This window comes from Streptosporangium sp. NPDC000396, from assembly GCF_042898655.1.
GTDB lineage: Bacteria > Actinomycetota > Actinomycetes > Streptosporangiales > Streptosporangiaceae > Streptosporangium.
Genome location: NZ_JBIAZA010000004.1, coordinates 161,236 through 176,837 on the forward strand (window position 1 = coordinate 161,236; position 15,602 = coordinate 176,837).

Here is a 15,602-nt window from a genome sequence, read left to right on the forward strand (position 1 = left end):
TGTCCGCCACATGACGAATGCGGTGCAGGCGTATTCCTACGCCGGACCCTCCACGCTCTCGGAGGGCCATCTGGGATTGTCGACCTCCGGAGGACGGACGGCCACGGGCTTCACCGACCACCCCCGGTTCTTCAGCGGGCTGCTCACCCAGGCCGCGCCCGCCGCGGCGGGGCTGCTGGCGGTCGCCGACGTGGCATTGGCGCGCTACCACCGCCCGCAACCCGGATACACCCGCGACCCGGTGGTGACCTGCGGCGGCGACCGGCTCCGGTTCGAGTCGTTCTCCGCCTGCGGCGGCGTCTACTCCCGGCTCGACGTGCTGGGCCCCGCCCTCGACGGGGAGGTGTTCGATCGCGGCACCACCAACGTGGACGTGAACAACCCGCTGCGCGAGGCGCTGGCCAGGGTCGGCGGGCGAGACCCGCTGCACGTGGGCGTCGGGCCCGACGAGGTCACGGTGACCACGCTCGACGGCGCGGTGGTGGAGAAGAAGGTGCCGTTGCCCGGCCGGTGGCTGCGCGGGTTCGCCGAGGTCCAGGTGATCGCCGCGGGGTTCGACCTGCGGGCGGAGCTGCCCGGTCCGCAGGCCGTACGGTTCCTGCGAGGTCTGCCCAAGAGGGCGGCGGCCGAGGTGTGGGCCGTCCCGAACGGCCGGGAGCTGCGGGTCTCGGAACGGCAGGCGCCCGGCGGGATCCACCTGGCCGGGGTCGGACGGCTGGCGACGATGATGCCGCTGCTCAGGTTCGCCAAGGCCCTGCGCGTGTACGGCCCGGCGGACGAGTCCGGGGCCGGCGCGTGGGAGCTGGAACTGCCCGGCATGCGCTACACACTGACCCTGTCCCCGCAGGCCTGGCGCGGCTTCTCCGGGGAGGGCGCGGTCCTCACCGACCTCTCCGGTGACCAGGTGGCCGACGACGCCGACCTGGTCGGCGTCCTGCTCAACTTCGAGCCCACCCTGGAACTCGGCCTGCTCGCCGAGCGCTCCGGCCTCGCCCCCGAGCGGGTCCGGGCCGCGCTCACCCAGCTCGGCACGGCCGGCCGGGTCGGCTACGACCTCGCCGAGGCCGCCCACTTCCACCGCGAGCTGCCCTACGACCGCGACCACGTCGCGGCGCTGAACCCCCGCCTCACCTCCGCCCGCGCGCTGGTCGGCGCGGGCGACGTCCGGCTGACCGGCCCCGACTCCGCCGAGGTGACCACGAGCGGCGGTGTCCGCGCCGTCCGGCTGGAGGCCGGGTCGTGCACCTGCCCCTGGTGGTACGACCACCGCGGCTCGCGCGGTCCGTGCAAGCATGTGCTCGCCGCCCGCATCGCCGCCCGGGAGACCCCCGGCGCGGAATCCTCCGCCGCCGCGCAGGCCCTTCAAGGCTGGGAGCCCTCCCGATGACCGTATGGGACGAGATCCGCGACCTCATCGACGTCCCCGGGACATACCGGCTCATCGCCCGGCTCGCCGAGCTCGACGACGCCGGACAGCGCGAGCTGGCCCGCGACCTCGTCGGCACCCGCGAGACATACCGGCTCATCGCCCGGCTCGCCGAGCTCGACGACGCCGGGCGGCGCGAGGTGGCCCGCGAGCTGCCGGGCCACATCCCCGTCCTGCGCGCGCGGTCCGCCGCCAACCAGCAGGCACGCTGGGAGAACTACGAGCGCGTGCAGGAGGAGCGCGAAGCGCGCCGGGCCGAGCTGCGGCGGCAACGGGAACTGGCCGGCCGGAACGCGTACGAGCAGGACGGGGAGGACGACGAGACGCATGGGCGAGACGACTGGAGCGAGATCTGGGCCCTGAACCGGCGAGAGGACGACTGGATCCGCCTGATGCGGATCGCGGGCGTGGCCACCATCGGCGGCGCGGCCGCCGCGGCCGCCTGGATCGGCCGCCGCGACTTCGCCGACAGCGAGATCTCCTCCGATGAGATCTCCCTGATCCTGCGGGCGATCGGCGCGCGCCCCCAGAAGTGGCGGGCCGACCTCGCCGTACGGCTCGCCCTGCGCCTGCGCGCCCGGCGCAGGGAGACCGACCCCGCGCTCCCGCTGGCGCTCGCCCTGCTCCGCGACACCGGCGCCACCCCGCCCGAGCACGATCCGCTCGTGGTCGGCTGGGTCTCCACGACGCCGAGCGCGCGCCAACTCCTCAAGGACCCGCTCCTCGACACACTGCTGCCGAGGATCTTCGAGGCCGAGGGTGTCGGCCGCGCCCTGCGGGACGAGCGGAGCCGGCCGCTCCAGCCCCACTCCTGGCTCGCCGCCCTGACCACGCTCAGCAAGGAGGGCGGGGTGTCGCGCGAGATGCTGCTGGACGGCTGCGTCAGCCGTTTCCTGCGCGGAGGAGACGGCCCGGACCTGAGGTTCTTCGCCCGCCTCCACGAGCTGCTCGAACCCACCTCCGTCGAGGTGGAGGCCCGCGCCCGCGACTACCTGCGTCTGCTGCCGGCCGCTCCGGGCCCGGTCGCCGAGCTGTCGCTCAAGCACCTGCGCCGCCTCGGCCACCTCGACCCGGCCGACGTGACCGAAGCCCTTTCGGACCTGCTGTTCCGGGCCGAGAGCGGACTGGTACGCGCCGGGCTGACCTGGCTCGATCAGACCGTACGGCAGTCGCCGGAACGAGCCGACGAGCTGGCCCCGGCCCTGGCGTCGGCGTTCGGCCACGAGGCGTACGCCGTACAGGAACGGGCCGTGAGCCTGGCGGTCAAGCACGCGGCGCACTTCACCCCGCTGGGCGCGGAGACGCTGCGCGCGGCGCTCGCCACACTCCCGCCCGACCTGGGCCGGCAGCTGGCCGAGGCCGTCGCGGGGGAGGCCGAACTGGAGGGGACGCACGAGGCGTTCACCCCGCCGGTGCTCGACGCGCCGGAACCACCGGGGCCGTTCCCCGCACTCATAGGCACGATCGCCGAGCTCGCGAGCTTGCCACGGCCCCGCACCTGGCAGTTGGACGAGAACTGGCTGGCGGGCTTCGTCAGGTTCGCGCACGAGGACCGGGAAGCGCTGCGCGCCGCGCTGACCGGTTTCGCCCGCGGTCTCTTGTACGAGCACTACAAGAAGGAGAGCTGGCACTGGCCCATGCAATGGTTCGTGGCCATGGCCGAGGAGCTGGTCTCCCCGGGCACGGATCCCGGGCCGCCGGTCGAGAAGCCCCAGGTCTTCGAGTCCGGCGTTCCCCGGCTGCCCCGGGAAAACACCGTCTCCCGGCCGCACCGGTTCCTCATGCGGCGGTGCGCCGAGGTGCTCGGCGCGCTCAAGGCGGATGTGCTCCCGCCGACCCTTCTGGCCACCCCGACCAGCTCCACCGGCCATCTCGACCCGGCGGAGTTCCTGAACCGGATGGAGACGGTCGAGGCCGCCGGGGCCGAGCCGCTGCCCGCCGACTTCCAGCAGGCGCTGCTCCGGCTGCCGAGAACCGTGGACCCCGAGGTCGTCGCTCGGGCCGGGCGGCTGACCTCGGAGGCCGGACGCCGGGCGGCGCGCTGGCTGAAGGACGGCCCGGTCGAGCCGGAGACCGGCGTTCGCTGGATGTACTGGGATCATTCCGACAACATGCGCGAGCACTACTTCGACGAGCGGGAACCGCGGGGCACCTTCGAGGTGGGCATGGACGTGCGACTGAGAGCCGAGCCGACCGGGCTGGCCTTCATCGACGAGCTGTTCTCCGGGGTCCCGGAGGGGCGCTGGGGGCAAGGAGAACACGGCGGCCACATGGACCGATGGCACACGGTCCTGCCTTCGCATCGTGACGTGGTCGCCGCCCATTATCTGCCGCACGTGCTGCACCCCTGGGACCGGCTGAAGGAGGGTCACGTCGAACTGCTCCTCGCCTCAGAGGGTCCGGCGGGTGATCCGACGGGGCTCCTGCTCGCGTTGCTCCTGGCCCGCCAGGATTCGTTCCAGGGCGTGCAGGTCGTGCTGCAGATGGCGGCCGGGGGCGGTCTCCCCGCGGAGGCGCTCGCACGGCAGCTCATCCCGCTGACCGACCGGACGGAGCTGAAACTGTCGTGGGCGGTGGCCGCGCTGGAGGACGCGGCCCGGCAGGGGTCGCACCGGGAGGTGTGGCAGGTGATCCGGGCGGCGCTGCCGTACGCGCTGCCGGGGGCGGGGGAGAAGCCACGCCCCGGTGTGACCGACCTCGTCGCCCTGGGCGTCACGGTCGCCGGATGGGCCGGCGCGCGCGGGGGGATCCCCGAGCTCGCCTCGTGCGCGGAACGCAAGGCCACCACCGCGTTCGCCCGCCAGTGCCGCCGCCTGCACGGCCTCCTCACCGGCGCCTGACCCCTCAGGGCCGAGACCAGGACCCCCGGCCCGAGCGGCTCGGGGCCAGGGCTCCAGGTCGGGGCGGGTTCAGGGCCAAGGCCCCCGGGAGTCACGGCCAGAGCACCTCCTTCGACCAGGTGTCGCCGGTGCGCGAGTAGCGCAGCCGGGTGTGCCGCCGCTCGGCGTCGCCCTGCCAGAACTCGGCCTGCTCGGCGCGCAGGCCGTACAGGGTCCAGTGCGGGGCGACGAGCTCGGGGTCGTTCTCGACCCGCGCGTACGCCTCGGCCAGGGCGGCGTCGAGCTCGGCCGGGTCGGCCAGCACCTGGCTCTGCCGCCCGACCAGCGCCTCCGCCCGGGAGCCGAGCGGGCGCGCCAGGAAGTCGCGGGCGCTGTCGCCCCGGCTCATGGGCCGTACGGCTCCGCGGACGCGGATCTGGCGGCCGACCGTGGGCCAGAAGAACGTCAGCGCCGCGTGCGGATGCGCGGCGAGCTGGCGGCCTTTGGGGCTGTTGGAGCCGGTGGCGAACTGCCAGTCGTGGCCGACCAGGTTCTTGAGGATGAGCACCCGCGCGGTGGGGTTCCCATCGTCCACGGTGGAGAGCGTCATCGCGTGCGGTGCGGGCACTCCCGCGGAGGCCGCGTGTTGCAGCCACTCGGCGAACAGCTCGCCCGGATCGCCGGGCGCGGCGGCCGTGTCGAAGCCGGGCATGGAATCGGGGAACACCGGCAGCCCGCGGAGAAGCTGCCGGAGATCGGCGACAGGCATGTCACCCCTAATGTTTTTGAGTCAATGAAACGTTAGGGACTGTAGTGAGCAGCGTAGTTCGCCCATGCCGTCCACCCCGTCCCGCCCGGCAGAGCGGACGTCGCCACGCTGCTCGACCCGCGGGCGGCCGTCGAACGGCTCAACGCCTTCGCCGAGGCCGTGCCCATGACACCGTTCCTCGAATGGCCGCAGGACGAACCCCCGCGCGTACGGCAGCGCCCCGCGGCGGCCGACCCGCTGCTCCTGCTCACATCAGCCCTGGCCAGGACGGCCATGGACTTCCTCGCGAGCGACGACCGGCTGCGCCTGCGCGCCTGCCAGGCTCCCCGCTGCGTGCACTACTTCGTCAAAGACGATCCCCGCCAGTCCTGGTGCAAGCCTTCCGGCGGCAACCGCGCCCGCGTCGCCCGCCACTACCGCCGCCACCACGGCGGCTAGACGCCCGCCGGGTGACGCCCCTTCCCGGCTGCGAGGTGGCACCTTCTCGCGGCGGTCAGAGGTAGAGGCCGAGGGTCTCCTGAGCCTCCGGGGGACCGGCCACGCCGTCGCGGAGGGCGAACAGTTCGGCCAGGGTGGCGCCGGAGGGCGAGATCCCCTGGGAATCGCCGAGCCAGGCGACGGCCTCCTCGTACGGTAGTGCGCCCACCTCGATCTGGCTCAGGCAGCGCCCCGGGCGGACCACGGCCGGATGGAGGCGGGTGAGGTCCTCGTTGGTGGTGATGGCCACCAGCACGTCACGGCCCTGCCCGAGCAGGCCGTCGGTCAGGTTGAGCAGCCGGGACAGACCCTGCCCGACCGTCTCCTTGGCCTCGGACCTGATCAGCTCGTCGCAGTCCTCCAGCACGAGGAGCCGCCACTTCTTCCCGTGCTCCTCGCAGTCGGAACCCACCGCCACCTCCATCAGGTAACCGGGGGAGCCGAACAGCAGCTCCGGGTCGAGCACGCAGTCCACCTGGCACCACGACCGCCATTCGTGGGCGAGCGTGCGCAGGAGCGTGGTCTTGCCGGTGCCGGGCGGACCGTGCAGCAGGATCAGGCGGCCGTGCACGTCGGCGGGCTTGACGGACATGAGCCGGGACAACTGGTTCCGCACGGCCTTGGCGTAGTTGCCGCTGACGTCCGCCCACGGGACGGCGGTGATCGGCTTGTCCGAGCGGCGGCTGCCGTGCGGGCTCTGCCACCAGAAGCCCATCTCGACGTGGTCGTCCTCGGGAGCGGGCTCCACCACGTCCTTGGTGACCTCCTCCAGCACCGAGCGGGCGAGCTCCTCGCTGACCGCGCTCACGCTGACGAGGGCGGCCCGGTTGCGGTAGCGGACCACGCGCAGGGTCCAGCCCTCTCCGCACACCAGCCGGGAGTCGCGGCCGTCTTCCTCCGTCGCGGCCCTCGCGAGCGTTCCGGCGGACGGCATCAGCGTGGCGTCAGGGCGGACGCGCTCCAGGCTCATGGTTCGCGACCAGGGCTGCGCGCCCGTGGCGAACGGCGACAGCGCGAGCGCGTCGATCACGTCGATCGCCGTGTCGCTGTCGTCGACGACGATATTCACCGGTAGTTCCGCCGGCTGCTCCGGTGTGAAATGTACTTCCTTGAGTACAGACATGTCGGCAATGATCCTCTTTTGCCATCACAAAGGTCGAAAGATTTTCGAAAGTGGTTCGCCGCTCCGTTCCGGGGCCGTCGCGTCCGGCTGGATCAGCGCCTGGTCAGGTCGCCGCTGTAGGAGGTGCCGAAGCCGAGACCGTCGACCCAGTGGTAGGAGAGGGCGTCGCCGTCGTGAGTGAGAGCCAGCGTGCCAGGGACGCAGTCATCGGGTCTGTCGGGCTTCAGGTCGAAGGTGAGCGTCGTGAAGGTGACCTTGGTGAGGTCGAGTACGGCGGCGCAGCCGGAGGTCGGTTCCTCCCAGGTCCCGGAGCTCTTGCCGGCGGTGAGGCCGATCTTCACGTCGTGCTCCTGAAGGCCCAGCGCGATGCTGGGCTTGATGTGACCCGACCAGGTTCCGGCGAAGGAGTCGGGGATCTTCCGGCCGTTCGCGGGCCGCCGGGAGGCCCCGGTTCCGGCCGGTTGCGGAGTGGGGGCGGTGGTGGCGCCGGAGGAACTCGCGACCGGGGCGGGTGAGGACTGCCGGGCACCGTCCTGCGAAGCCGTGGTCGGCGTCGTGCTCTGGGTGACCGTGGCCGGGCGGTTGCCGAGAACGAGCCAGGCGGCGACTCCACCGGCGATCACGAGCGACGTTCCCGCGAGGAACGCGCCGGTGACGATCCCGCGGCGACGCGGCCCGAGGCCGTGCGTGGTCAGGCCGGAGGACTGGCCGGGAGCGGTGTCGCCGGGAAGAGCAGAACCGGGATGAGCAGAACCGGGATGAGCAGGGGTGGGAGGAGCGGAACCGGGAGGAGCGGGGTTGGGAGGAGCGGAGCCGGGAACCGAGGCGATCCGGCTGCCTGTCCTGACCGGGTCCTCGGTGGAGGGCGGGCCATGGGGACCCGGATCCACGAGGCCGACCATCAGGGCACGGGCCGTCGGGCGGCCCGCGGGGTCCTTGTCCAGGCAGGAGGCGACCAGCCCGGCGAGCCTGGCGGGCAGGACGGACAGGTCCGGCTGGTGGGTGAGGATCCGGTGCAGTACGGCGGGCACGGTGTCGGCCCCGAACGGCGACCGGCCGCTCGCCGCGCAGACCATGGTCGCCGCCCACGCGAACACGTCCGAGGCCGCCGAGGCCGGGGCCCCGGCGATCTGCTCGGGGGCCAGGTAGGCGGGGGTGCCGATCAGGCCGGAGGTCATCGTGGAGGCGCCCTCCCTCCTGGCGATGCCGAAGTCGACCACCCGCGGGCCGTCCGGGCCGAGCAGCACGTTGGAGGGCTTGAAGTCCCGGTGCACGACCCCGGCCGCGTGGATCGCCGCCAGGGCGGTGGCCGTGCCGACCACCAGGCGGTCCAGTTCGCCGCCCCGCAGCGGCCCGCGCTCCCGGATCCGCTGTTGCAGGGACGGCCCGTCCACGAACTCGCTCACCACGTAGGGCCGGGGCCCGTCCGCCGACACCGCCAGCACGCGTGCCGTACAGAAAGGCGCGACGCTCTCCAGCGCCGCGAGCTCCCGGGACAGCCGCGTCCGCGTCTCCGGGTCGCTCCGGAGCAGCAACTTGACGGCGACCGGCTCGCCGCTGGGCGCGTGCGCGAGGTAGACGACGCCCTGGCCGCCCTCGCCGAGCCTGCCCGCCAGAAGGTACGGGCCAAGCCGGTCCGGGTCGTCCGGCGTCAGGGGGGTCACCGCCATGAGGCAAGGCTACCGATGGCCGCCCGTGATGGGCTTAGGTTGAGGTATGAGGACGATCGACTGGGTTGACGGAGCCATCGAGCTTGTGGACCAGACCTTGCTCCCCGGCGAGTGCCGCGTCGTCCGGATCGGCACGGTGGACGGGCTCATCGACGCCATCCGGCGGCTGGCCGTACGAGGGGCGCCCGCTCTGGGCGTCGCCGGAGCGCTCGGCGTCGCGCTCGCGGTGGCCACCGAACCGGATCCGGCCGACGCGGCGGCCCGGCTGCGGAGCGCCCGCCCGACCGCCGTCAATCTCGCCTGGGGCGTCGACCAGGCACTCAAGTGCCTGGACGGCGGGTTCGGCGCGGTGCTCGGCCGTGCGCTGGAGATCCGGGACGAGGACATCGCGGCCTGCCGCGCGATGGGGGAGCGGGGCGCGGACCTGGTGCGCGAGCTCACCGGGCGTGACCAGGTGCGGATCATGACCGTCTGCAACACCGGAGGCCTGGCCGCGGTGGAGCGCGGCACCGCCCTCGGCGTCGCGCAGACCCTGCACGAGCGGGGGCAGCTGGCCGAGGTGCTGGCGCTGGAGACCCGGCCGCTCCTCCAGGGAGCCCGGCTGACCGCGTGGGAGCTGGGCCGGATGGGCGCTCCGCACCGGCTGGTCGTCGACTCCGCGGGGCCGTTCCTGCTGGCCCGGGGGAGCGCGGACATCGTGCTGATCGGCGCCGACCGGATCGCCGCCAACGGTGACACCGCCAACAAGATCGGCTCCTACGCCCTGGCCCTCGGCGCCCACCGCGCGGGCGTGCCGTTCATCGTCGTCGCCCCGGAGAGCACCGTCGATCTGGCCACCCCGACGGGGAGCCGGATCGAGATCGAGGACCGCGACCCGGCGGAGGTGCTCTCCGTGCGCGATGTACGGCTGGCGCCGGAAGGAACGGGCGTCCTGAATCCGGCATTCGACGTGACCCCGCACGATCTGATCACCGCGATCGTCACCGAGCGCCGGGTCATCCGTCCGGGCTCCGGCGAGGCGCTGGTGGCCGGCACGATATGACCGCCGCGTGACCGCCGTCCGGTGGTTTCGGCGCCTTCGGGATGTGGAAGAGGGAGATCCGCATTTGGTCCAGGCCCTCTCTGAAGTGTGACGATATGGTGGCTGATCGTATTTGAGTAAAACACTCCATGTAACGGGGTGTTATCGATAATGTCTGATGTGTAACACGCCGAGCGGGTTTCCCGTCCCCGACCTCCCCCGGCCCCCTGGAGACATCCGTGGCTGACATCGTGTCCCGTCGCGACTGGGGCGCCCGCCCCCCTCGTGGTTCGTACTCGTCGATCTCCTCCACCAGAGGCGTGAAGGTCCACTACACCGGCGGGCACGTCGATCCGGCCATCGTCGACGACCATCAGAAATGTGTGGCCCTGGTCAGGTCCATCCAGGGCTTCCACATGGACGGGAACGGCTGGATCGACATCGGCTACAGCCTGCTGTGCTGTCCGCACCAGAAGGTGTTCGAGGGACGCGGACCCCACCACATCCCCGCCGCCAACGGCCCCGGGCTCAACAGCGGCCACTACGCCGTGCTCGGCATGGTCGGCTCGACCGGCCTCACCCGGCCGACCGACGACATCCTGCACGGCATCCTCGACGCCGTCGAATACCTCCGCGACAGGGGCGGCGCCGGCCGGGAGATCAAAGGACACCGGGACGGCTACTCCACCGACTGCCCAGGCGAGCCGCTGTACGACTGGGTGAGGCGGGGGGCGCCCCGGCCCGGCGGCCCCGTCGAGCCTCCCGGCCCGCACCCGCCCTTCCCCGGCCGCGTCCTGAAATATCCCCCGGTCATGGTCGGCGAGGACGTCCGCACCTGGCAGCGGCAGATGAGCAGGCGCGGCTGGAACATCGACGTCGACGGCCTGTACGGCGAGGCGTCCCGCGACGTCTGCCGCAGATTCCAGCGTGAGAAGGGCCTGTCGGCCACCGGCACCGTCAACCGCACCACCTGGGAGGCCGCCTGGGAGGCACCCGTCACCTGACCCGCCCGGCGGTGTGATCGGACCCCGGAAGAATGTTCTTCAGCGGCTGCGCTTACTATCCGGTGCATGACGGTGCCGCCTGAGAAACTTCGATCGGCCGCTGACTTCCCCGCGACCACACGGGAACGGTGGCGGGAGCTGGCGCTCGGCGTCCTGCGAAAGTCCGGGGTCGAGACCGGCTCTCCCGAGGAGGCGCTGGCCTCCGTCACCTACGACGGCGTGACCGTCGCCCCGCTCTACGACGCCTCGGACCTTCCCGCCGATCCCGGCCTGCCGGGATCGGCGCCCTTCATCCGCGGATCCCGCCCGGAGGGCGGGGCCTGGGACGTCCGGCAACGGCATGAGGTGGCCGACCCCGAGGCCGTTCTCGCCGACCTGGAGAACGGGGTCACCTCGCTGTGGCTGGCCCTGGCGCCCGAAGACCTGTCCCGCGTCCTGGAGCGGGTCCACCTGGAGCTGATCTCGATCACCCTGGACGCGGGAGAGCGCACCCGCGAGGCGGCCGAGGCGCTGTTCGCGGTGGCCGGGGAGAAGAAGGCCGGCGCGCTGGCCGGCAACCTGGGCGCCGACCCGCTGCGCGACCCGCGGACCGCGATCGAGCTGGCCCGGCGCTGCGCCGCGGAGTTTCCGGACCTCAGGGCGATCGTCGTGGACGGCACGCCGTACCACGACGCGGGCGCGAGCGACGCCGAGGAGCTCGGCTGCTCCGTCGCGGCAGGAGTCGCGGTCCTGCGGACCCTGACCGGCGCCGGCCTCACCGCAGAGGAGGCGTTCGGGCAGCTGGAGTTCCGCTACGCGGCCACCGCCGACCAGTTCCTCACCATCGCCAAGTTCCGCGCCGCGCGCAAGCTGTGGGCGCGTGTCGCCGAGGTGTGCAACGTGCGGGGCGCCGGGGCCGGGCAGCGCCAGCACGCGGTGACGAGCTCGGCCATGATGACCGCCCGCGACCCGTGGGTGAACATGCTCCGCACCACGCTGGCCTGTTTCGCCGCCGGGACCGGCGGGGCCGACGCGGTGACCGTGCAGCCCTTCGACGCCCGCCTCGGACTGCCGTCCGACTTCGCCCGCCGCATCGCGCGCAACACCCACGCGCTGCTCGTCGAGGAGGCCGGGGTGGCCCGGGTGATCGACCCGGCCGGAGGCTCCTGGTACGTCGAGCGGCTCACCGAGGACCTGGCGGGCAAGGCCTGGGAGTGGTTCCAGGAGATCGAGCGCGCGGGCGGCATGGCCGCGGCCCTGGAGTCGGGGATCGTCGCCGGCCGGATCGCCGCCACCTGGCAGAGACGGTCGGACAACATCGCCCACCGCCGTGACCCGATCACCGGCGTGAGCGAGTTCCCGAACCTCGCCGAAAGCCTTCCCGCCCGGGCGCCGCGGCCCGGCGAGGACACGGGCGTCCACTACGCCCAGGAGTTCGAGGCGCTGCGCGACCTGGCCGACGCCCAGCCGGTCCGGCCGAGCGTGTTCCTGGCGACCATCGGCCCGGTGGCCGCGCACACGGCCAGGGCGTCGTTCGCGGCCAACCTGTTCCAGGCCGGAGGCATCGCCACGGTGAGCGGCGGGTCCGGCACGGACCCCGGCCGGATCGCCGCCGAGTTCGCCGGGAGCGACGCGAAGGTCGCCTGCCTGTGCTCCAGCGACAGGCTGTACGGCGAGCACGCCGAAGCCGTGGCCGCCGCGCTGAGAGGCGCGGGGGCGAGAAAGGTCTGGCTGGCAGGGAAGGGAGAGTACGCAGGCGTGGACGCCAACCTCTACACCGGGTGCGACGCGCTCGGCGTGCTCCGCACGACCTTCGACGACCTGGGGGTGGCTCGATGATTCCCGACTTCTCCGAGATCGGGCTGAAGGGAGAACCCGCGGCCCAGGACCCGGCCGGCTGGGCGCGGGCCGTACGGGAGGCCGCCGGGAAGAGCCCGGACGACCTGGTGTGGGAGACGCCCGAGGGGATCGGGGTCAAGCCGCTCTACACGGCCGCCGACCTGGACGGGCTGGACTTCCTCTCGACCTACCCGGGTGCCGCGCCGTACCTGCGCGGGCCGTACCCGACCATGTACGTCAACCAGCCGTGGACCATCCGGCAGTACGCCGGGTTCTCCACCGCCGAGGAGTCCAACGCCTTCTACCGGCGCAACCTGGCCGCCGGGCAGAAGGGCCTGTCGGTCGCCTTCGACCTGGCCACCCACCGCGGCTACGACTCCGACCACCCGCGCGTGGCCGGAGACGTCGGCATGGCCGGTGTGGCGATCGACTCCATCTACGACATGCGGCAGCTGTTCGACGGGATCCCCCTCGACAGGATGAGCGTGTCGATGACCATGAACGGCGCGGTGCTTCCGGTGCTCGCGCTCTACATCGTGGCCGCCGAGGAGCAGGGGGTGGCGCCCGAGCAGCTCGCGGGGACCATCCAGAACGACATCCTCAAGGAGTTCATGGTCCGCAACACCTACATCTACCCGCCCGGCCCGTCGATGCGGATCATCTCGGACATCTTCTCCTACACCAGTGAGAGGATGCCGAAGTTCAACTCGATCTCGATCTCCGGGTACCACATCCAGGAGGCGGGGGCCACGTGCGACCTGGAGCTCGCCTACACCCTCGCCGACGGCGTGGAGTACCTGCGGGCGGGCGTCGAGGCGGGCCTGGACATCGACAGGTTCGCGCCGAGACTGTCGTTCTTCTGGTGCATCGGCATGAACTTCTTCATGGAGGTCGCCAAGCTGCGGGCCGCCCGGCTGCTCTGGGCGCGCCTGGTGTCCGGGTTCGGGGCGAAGAACCCCAAGTCGCTGTCGTTGCGGACCCACTCGCAGACCTCCGGCTGGTCGCTCACCGCCCAGGACGTGTTCAACAACGTCGTGCGCACCTGCGTCGAGGCGATGGCCGCCACCCAGGGGCACACCCAGTCGCTGCACACCAACGCCCTCGACGAGGCCCTGGCCCTGCCCACCGACTTCTCCGCGCGGATCGCCCGCAACACCCAGCTGCTGCTCCAGCAGGAGTCGGGCACCTGCCGGGTGATCGACCCCTGGGGCGGCTCCTACTACGTCGAGCGGCTCACCCACGAGCTGGCCCGCAAGGCCTGGGAGCATATCGAGGAGGTCGAGGCCGCCGGGGGCATGGCCAAGGCGATCGACCAGGGCCTGCCGAAGCTCCGCATCGAGGAGGCCGCCGCCCGCACCCAGGCGCGCATCGACTCCGGGCGCCAGCCGGTCATCGGCGTCAACAAATACCGGCCCGACGCGGACGAGGCCATCGAGGTGCTCAAGGTCGACAACAGCTCGGTCCGCGCCCAGCAGCTCGACAAGCTCCGCCGCCTGCGCGAGGAGCGGGACGCCGACCGGGTGGCCCAGGCGCTGGAGGCGCTCACCAAGGGAGCGGCGGGCGAGGGCAACCTGCTCGCGCTGTCCATCGAGGCGGCCCGCGCCAAGGCCACGGTCGGGGAGATCTCCGAAGCCCTGGAGCGGGTGTTCGGGCGGCACGCGGGCCAGATCCGTACGATCTCCGGGGTGTACCGCGAGGAGGTGGGGTCCGGCGTGGACGAGGTCCGTACGGCATGCGCCGAGTTCGAGCGCCTGGAAGGCCGCCGTCCCCGGATCCTGGTGGCCAAGATGGGCCAGGACGGCCACGACCGGGGCCAGAAGGTGATCGCCACCGCCTTCGCCGACCTCGGTTTCGACGTGGACGTCGGCCCGCTGTTCCAGACGCCCGAGGAGGTCGCCCGCCAGGCGGTCGAGGCCGACGTGCACGTGGTGGGCGTCTCCTCGCTGGCGGCCGGGCACCTGACGCTGGTGCCCGCCCTCCGCGAGGCGCTCGCCGAACTCGGCGCCGACGACATCATGATCGTGGTCGGCGGCGTCATCCCGCCGGGCGACTTCGACGAGCTGCGCGCGGCCGGAGCCGCGGCGATCTTCCCGCCCGGCACCGTGATCGCCGACGCCGCCCGCGGGCTGCTCGGCGACCTGCTCACCCGGCTGGGCCATGCCGCGGACGCTTGAGGATTACGTCCAGGGAGTGAAGGAGGGCTCCCGGGTATGGATCGCACGGGCGATCACCCTGGTGGAGTCCTCCAGGGCCGACCACCGGGACCTGGCCCAGCGGCTGCTGGTGGAGCTGACCCCGCTCGCCGGAAGGGCGCGCAGGGTCGGCGTCACCGGCGTTCCGGGCGTCGGCAAGTCGACGTTCATCGACGCCCTCGGCATGTTCCTGGTCGGTGAGGGCCACCGGGTGGCGGTGCTCGCCGTCGACCCGTCGTCCACCAGGACGGGCGGCAGCATCCTCGGCGACAAGACCAGGATGTCCCGGCTGGCAGCCGACCCCGACGCCTTCATCCGCCCCTCGCCCACCTCGGGCACGCTCGGCGGGGTCGCCAGGGCGACCCGCGAGGCGATGGTCGTGGTGGAGGCGGCGGGATACGACATCGTGCTCGTGGAGACCGTCGGCGTCGGCCAGTCCGAGACCGCCGTCGCCGACATGGTGGACACCTTCCTGCTGCTGGCCCTGGCGAGGACGGGCGACCAGCTCCAGGGCATCAAGAAGGGCGTGCTCGAACTCGCCGACGTGATCGCGGTCAACAAGGCCGATGGCCCGGACGAGCCGGAGGCCAGGAAGGCGGCCAGGGAGCTCGCGGGGGCGCTGCGGCTGCTCCGCTCGGGGCGCACGGTGCCGGTGCTGACCTGCAGCGGGCGCGAGGGCACCGGCCTGGAGGAGCTCTGGCGGCAGATCGTCCGGCACCAGGACGGCATGGCGGCCTCCGGCGAGCTCGCCGCCCGCCGCCGTCACCAGCAGGTCGGCTGGACCTGGTCCCTGGTGACCGAGCGCCTGCTGGCCAGGCTTCGCGGGCATCCGGAGGTCGCCGCGATCGCGGCCGAAGTCGAGCGGGAGGTCGAGGCCGGAACCCTGACCCCCTCCCTCGCGGCGGATCGTCTCCTGGAGGCCTTCAGGCATTGATGCGATCGCCCGCCTCACGTGCACAGGCCCGTCTGGGTTTCCAGCTCCTTTCGGGCCGGGGGCGAGTCGGAGCGACGCGGATAGGCCCCTCCTTCCGCGCTGTGGGAGGCGCTCGCGGGAGCGTAGCGCCATAACATGGAATGTGAAATTATGTCAAGAGAATAAGTTGCCCGTTGCATTTATGTTAATTCTCATTTAATTGACATGATTCATCTTCAGCGATGCCAGGGCTGTATCTGACCTCAGACTTGATCATCTGGTCGATCATGTGATATTTGTGCCGAGAGTTACGAATATCGCAATAGATGGCTCTTCGGACGCGCGAGTGTGAAAGCAGGCATATGGCGAG

Annotated in this window: 11 protein-coding genes; 8 read left to right on the forward strand and 3 right to left on the reverse strand. The window is 72.1% G+C overall.

Features of this window, described 5'->3' with window-relative positions; genetic code table 11:
• The first annotated feature begins 10 nt into the window (after window positions 1-10).
• Window positions 11-1,387: an SWIM zinc finger family protein gene (locus ACFY2X_RS07920; protein WP_389934018.1), complete on the forward strand. Its 1,377-nt coding sequence runs from the start codon at window positions 11-13 to the stop codon at window positions 1,385-1,387.
• A complete protein-coding gene (locus ACFY2X_RS07925; RefSeq protein WP_389934021.1) occupies window positions 1,384-4,266 on the forward strand; it encodes a DUF6493 family protein in 2,883 nt (960 codons plus the stop codon). The genes ACFY2X_RS07920 and ACFY2X_RS07925 overlap by 4 nt, the downstream gene beginning before the upstream one ends.
• A 91-nt stretch (window positions 4,267-4,357) precedes the next feature.
• Here ACFY2X_RS07925 and ACFY2X_RS07930 read toward each other — a convergent pair whose 3' ends face one another.
• The gene (locus tag ACFY2X_RS07930) at window positions 4,358-5,014 is read right to left on the reverse strand and encodes a pyridoxal 5'-phosphate synthase (RefSeq protein ID WP_389934024.1); all 657 of its coding nucleotides are present in this window, start codon (window positions 5,012-5,014) and stop codon (window positions 4,358-4,360) included.
• Window positions 5,015-5,179: 165 nt separating this feature from the next.
• Between ACFY2X_RS07930 and ACFY2X_RS07935 the strand changes: the two genes are divergently transcribed.
• Window positions 5,180-5,452: a CGNR zinc finger domain-containing protein gene (locus tag ACFY2X_RS07935; protein WP_389934026.1), complete on the forward strand. Its 273-nt coding sequence runs from the start codon at window positions 5,180-5,182 to the stop codon at window positions 5,450-5,452.
• Window positions 5,453-5,507: 55 nt separating this feature from the next.
• Here the strand turns inward: ACFY2X_RS07935 and ACFY2X_RS07940 are convergent, their stop codons facing one another.
• Both ACFY2X_RS07940 and ACFY2X_RS07945 read right to left on the reverse strand, forming a co-directional pair.
• Complete coding sequence (locus ACFY2X_RS07940) at window positions 5,508-6,614, reverse strand: DUF5925 domain-containing protein (RefSeq protein WP_389934029.1); 1,107 nt, start codon at window positions 6,612-6,614, stop codon at window positions 5,508-5,510.
• Window positions 6,615-6,706: 92 nt separating this feature from the next.
• Complete coding sequence (locus ACFY2X_RS07945) at window positions 6,707-8,284, reverse strand: protein kinase (RefSeq protein WP_389934032.1); 1,578 nt, start codon at window positions 8,282-8,284, stop codon at window positions 6,707-6,709.
• A 46-nt stretch (window positions 8,285-8,330) separates the two neighbouring features.
• Between ACFY2X_RS07945 and mtnA the strand changes: the two genes are divergently transcribed.
• The 5 genes from mtnA (at window position 8,331) to meaB (ending at window position 15,253) form a co-directional block, all read left to right on the forward strand.
• Window positions 8,331-9,326: an S-methyl-5-thioribose-1-phosphate isomerase gene (gene mtnA / locus ACFY2X_RS07950; RefSeq protein ID WP_389934035.1), complete on the forward strand. Its 996-nt coding sequence runs from the start codon at window positions 8,331-8,333 to the stop codon at window positions 9,324-9,326.
• 218 nt (window positions 9,327-9,544) lie between these two features.
• Window positions 9,545-10,309, forward strand: coding sequence for a peptidoglycan-binding protein (locus ACFY2X_RS07955; protein WP_389934039.1), 765 nt, complete (start codon window positions 9,545-9,547; stop codon window positions 10,307-10,309).
• Between the two features lie 66 nt (window positions 10,310-10,375).
• A complete protein-coding gene (locus ACFY2X_RS07960) occupies window positions 10,376-12,127 on the forward strand; it encodes a methylmalonyl-CoA mutase family protein (RefSeq protein ID WP_389934042.1) in 1,752 nt (583 codons plus the stop codon).
• Window positions 12,124-14,301, forward strand: a complete 2,178-nt coding sequence (gene scpA, locus ACFY2X_RS07965; protein WP_389934044.1) for a methylmalonyl-CoA mutase — start codon at window positions 12,124-12,126, stop codon at window positions 14,299-14,301. Before ACFY2X_RS07960 ends, scpA begins: the two co-directional genes overlap by 4 nt.
• A complete protein-coding gene (gene meaB, locus ACFY2X_RS07970) occupies window positions 14,285-15,253 on the forward strand; it encodes a methylmalonyl Co-A mutase-associated GTPase MeaB (protein ID WP_389934046.1) in 969 nt (322 codons plus the stop codon). Before scpA ends, meaB begins: the two co-directional genes overlap by 17 nt.
• The last annotated feature ends 349 nt before the right edge of the window (window positions 15,254-15,602 follow it).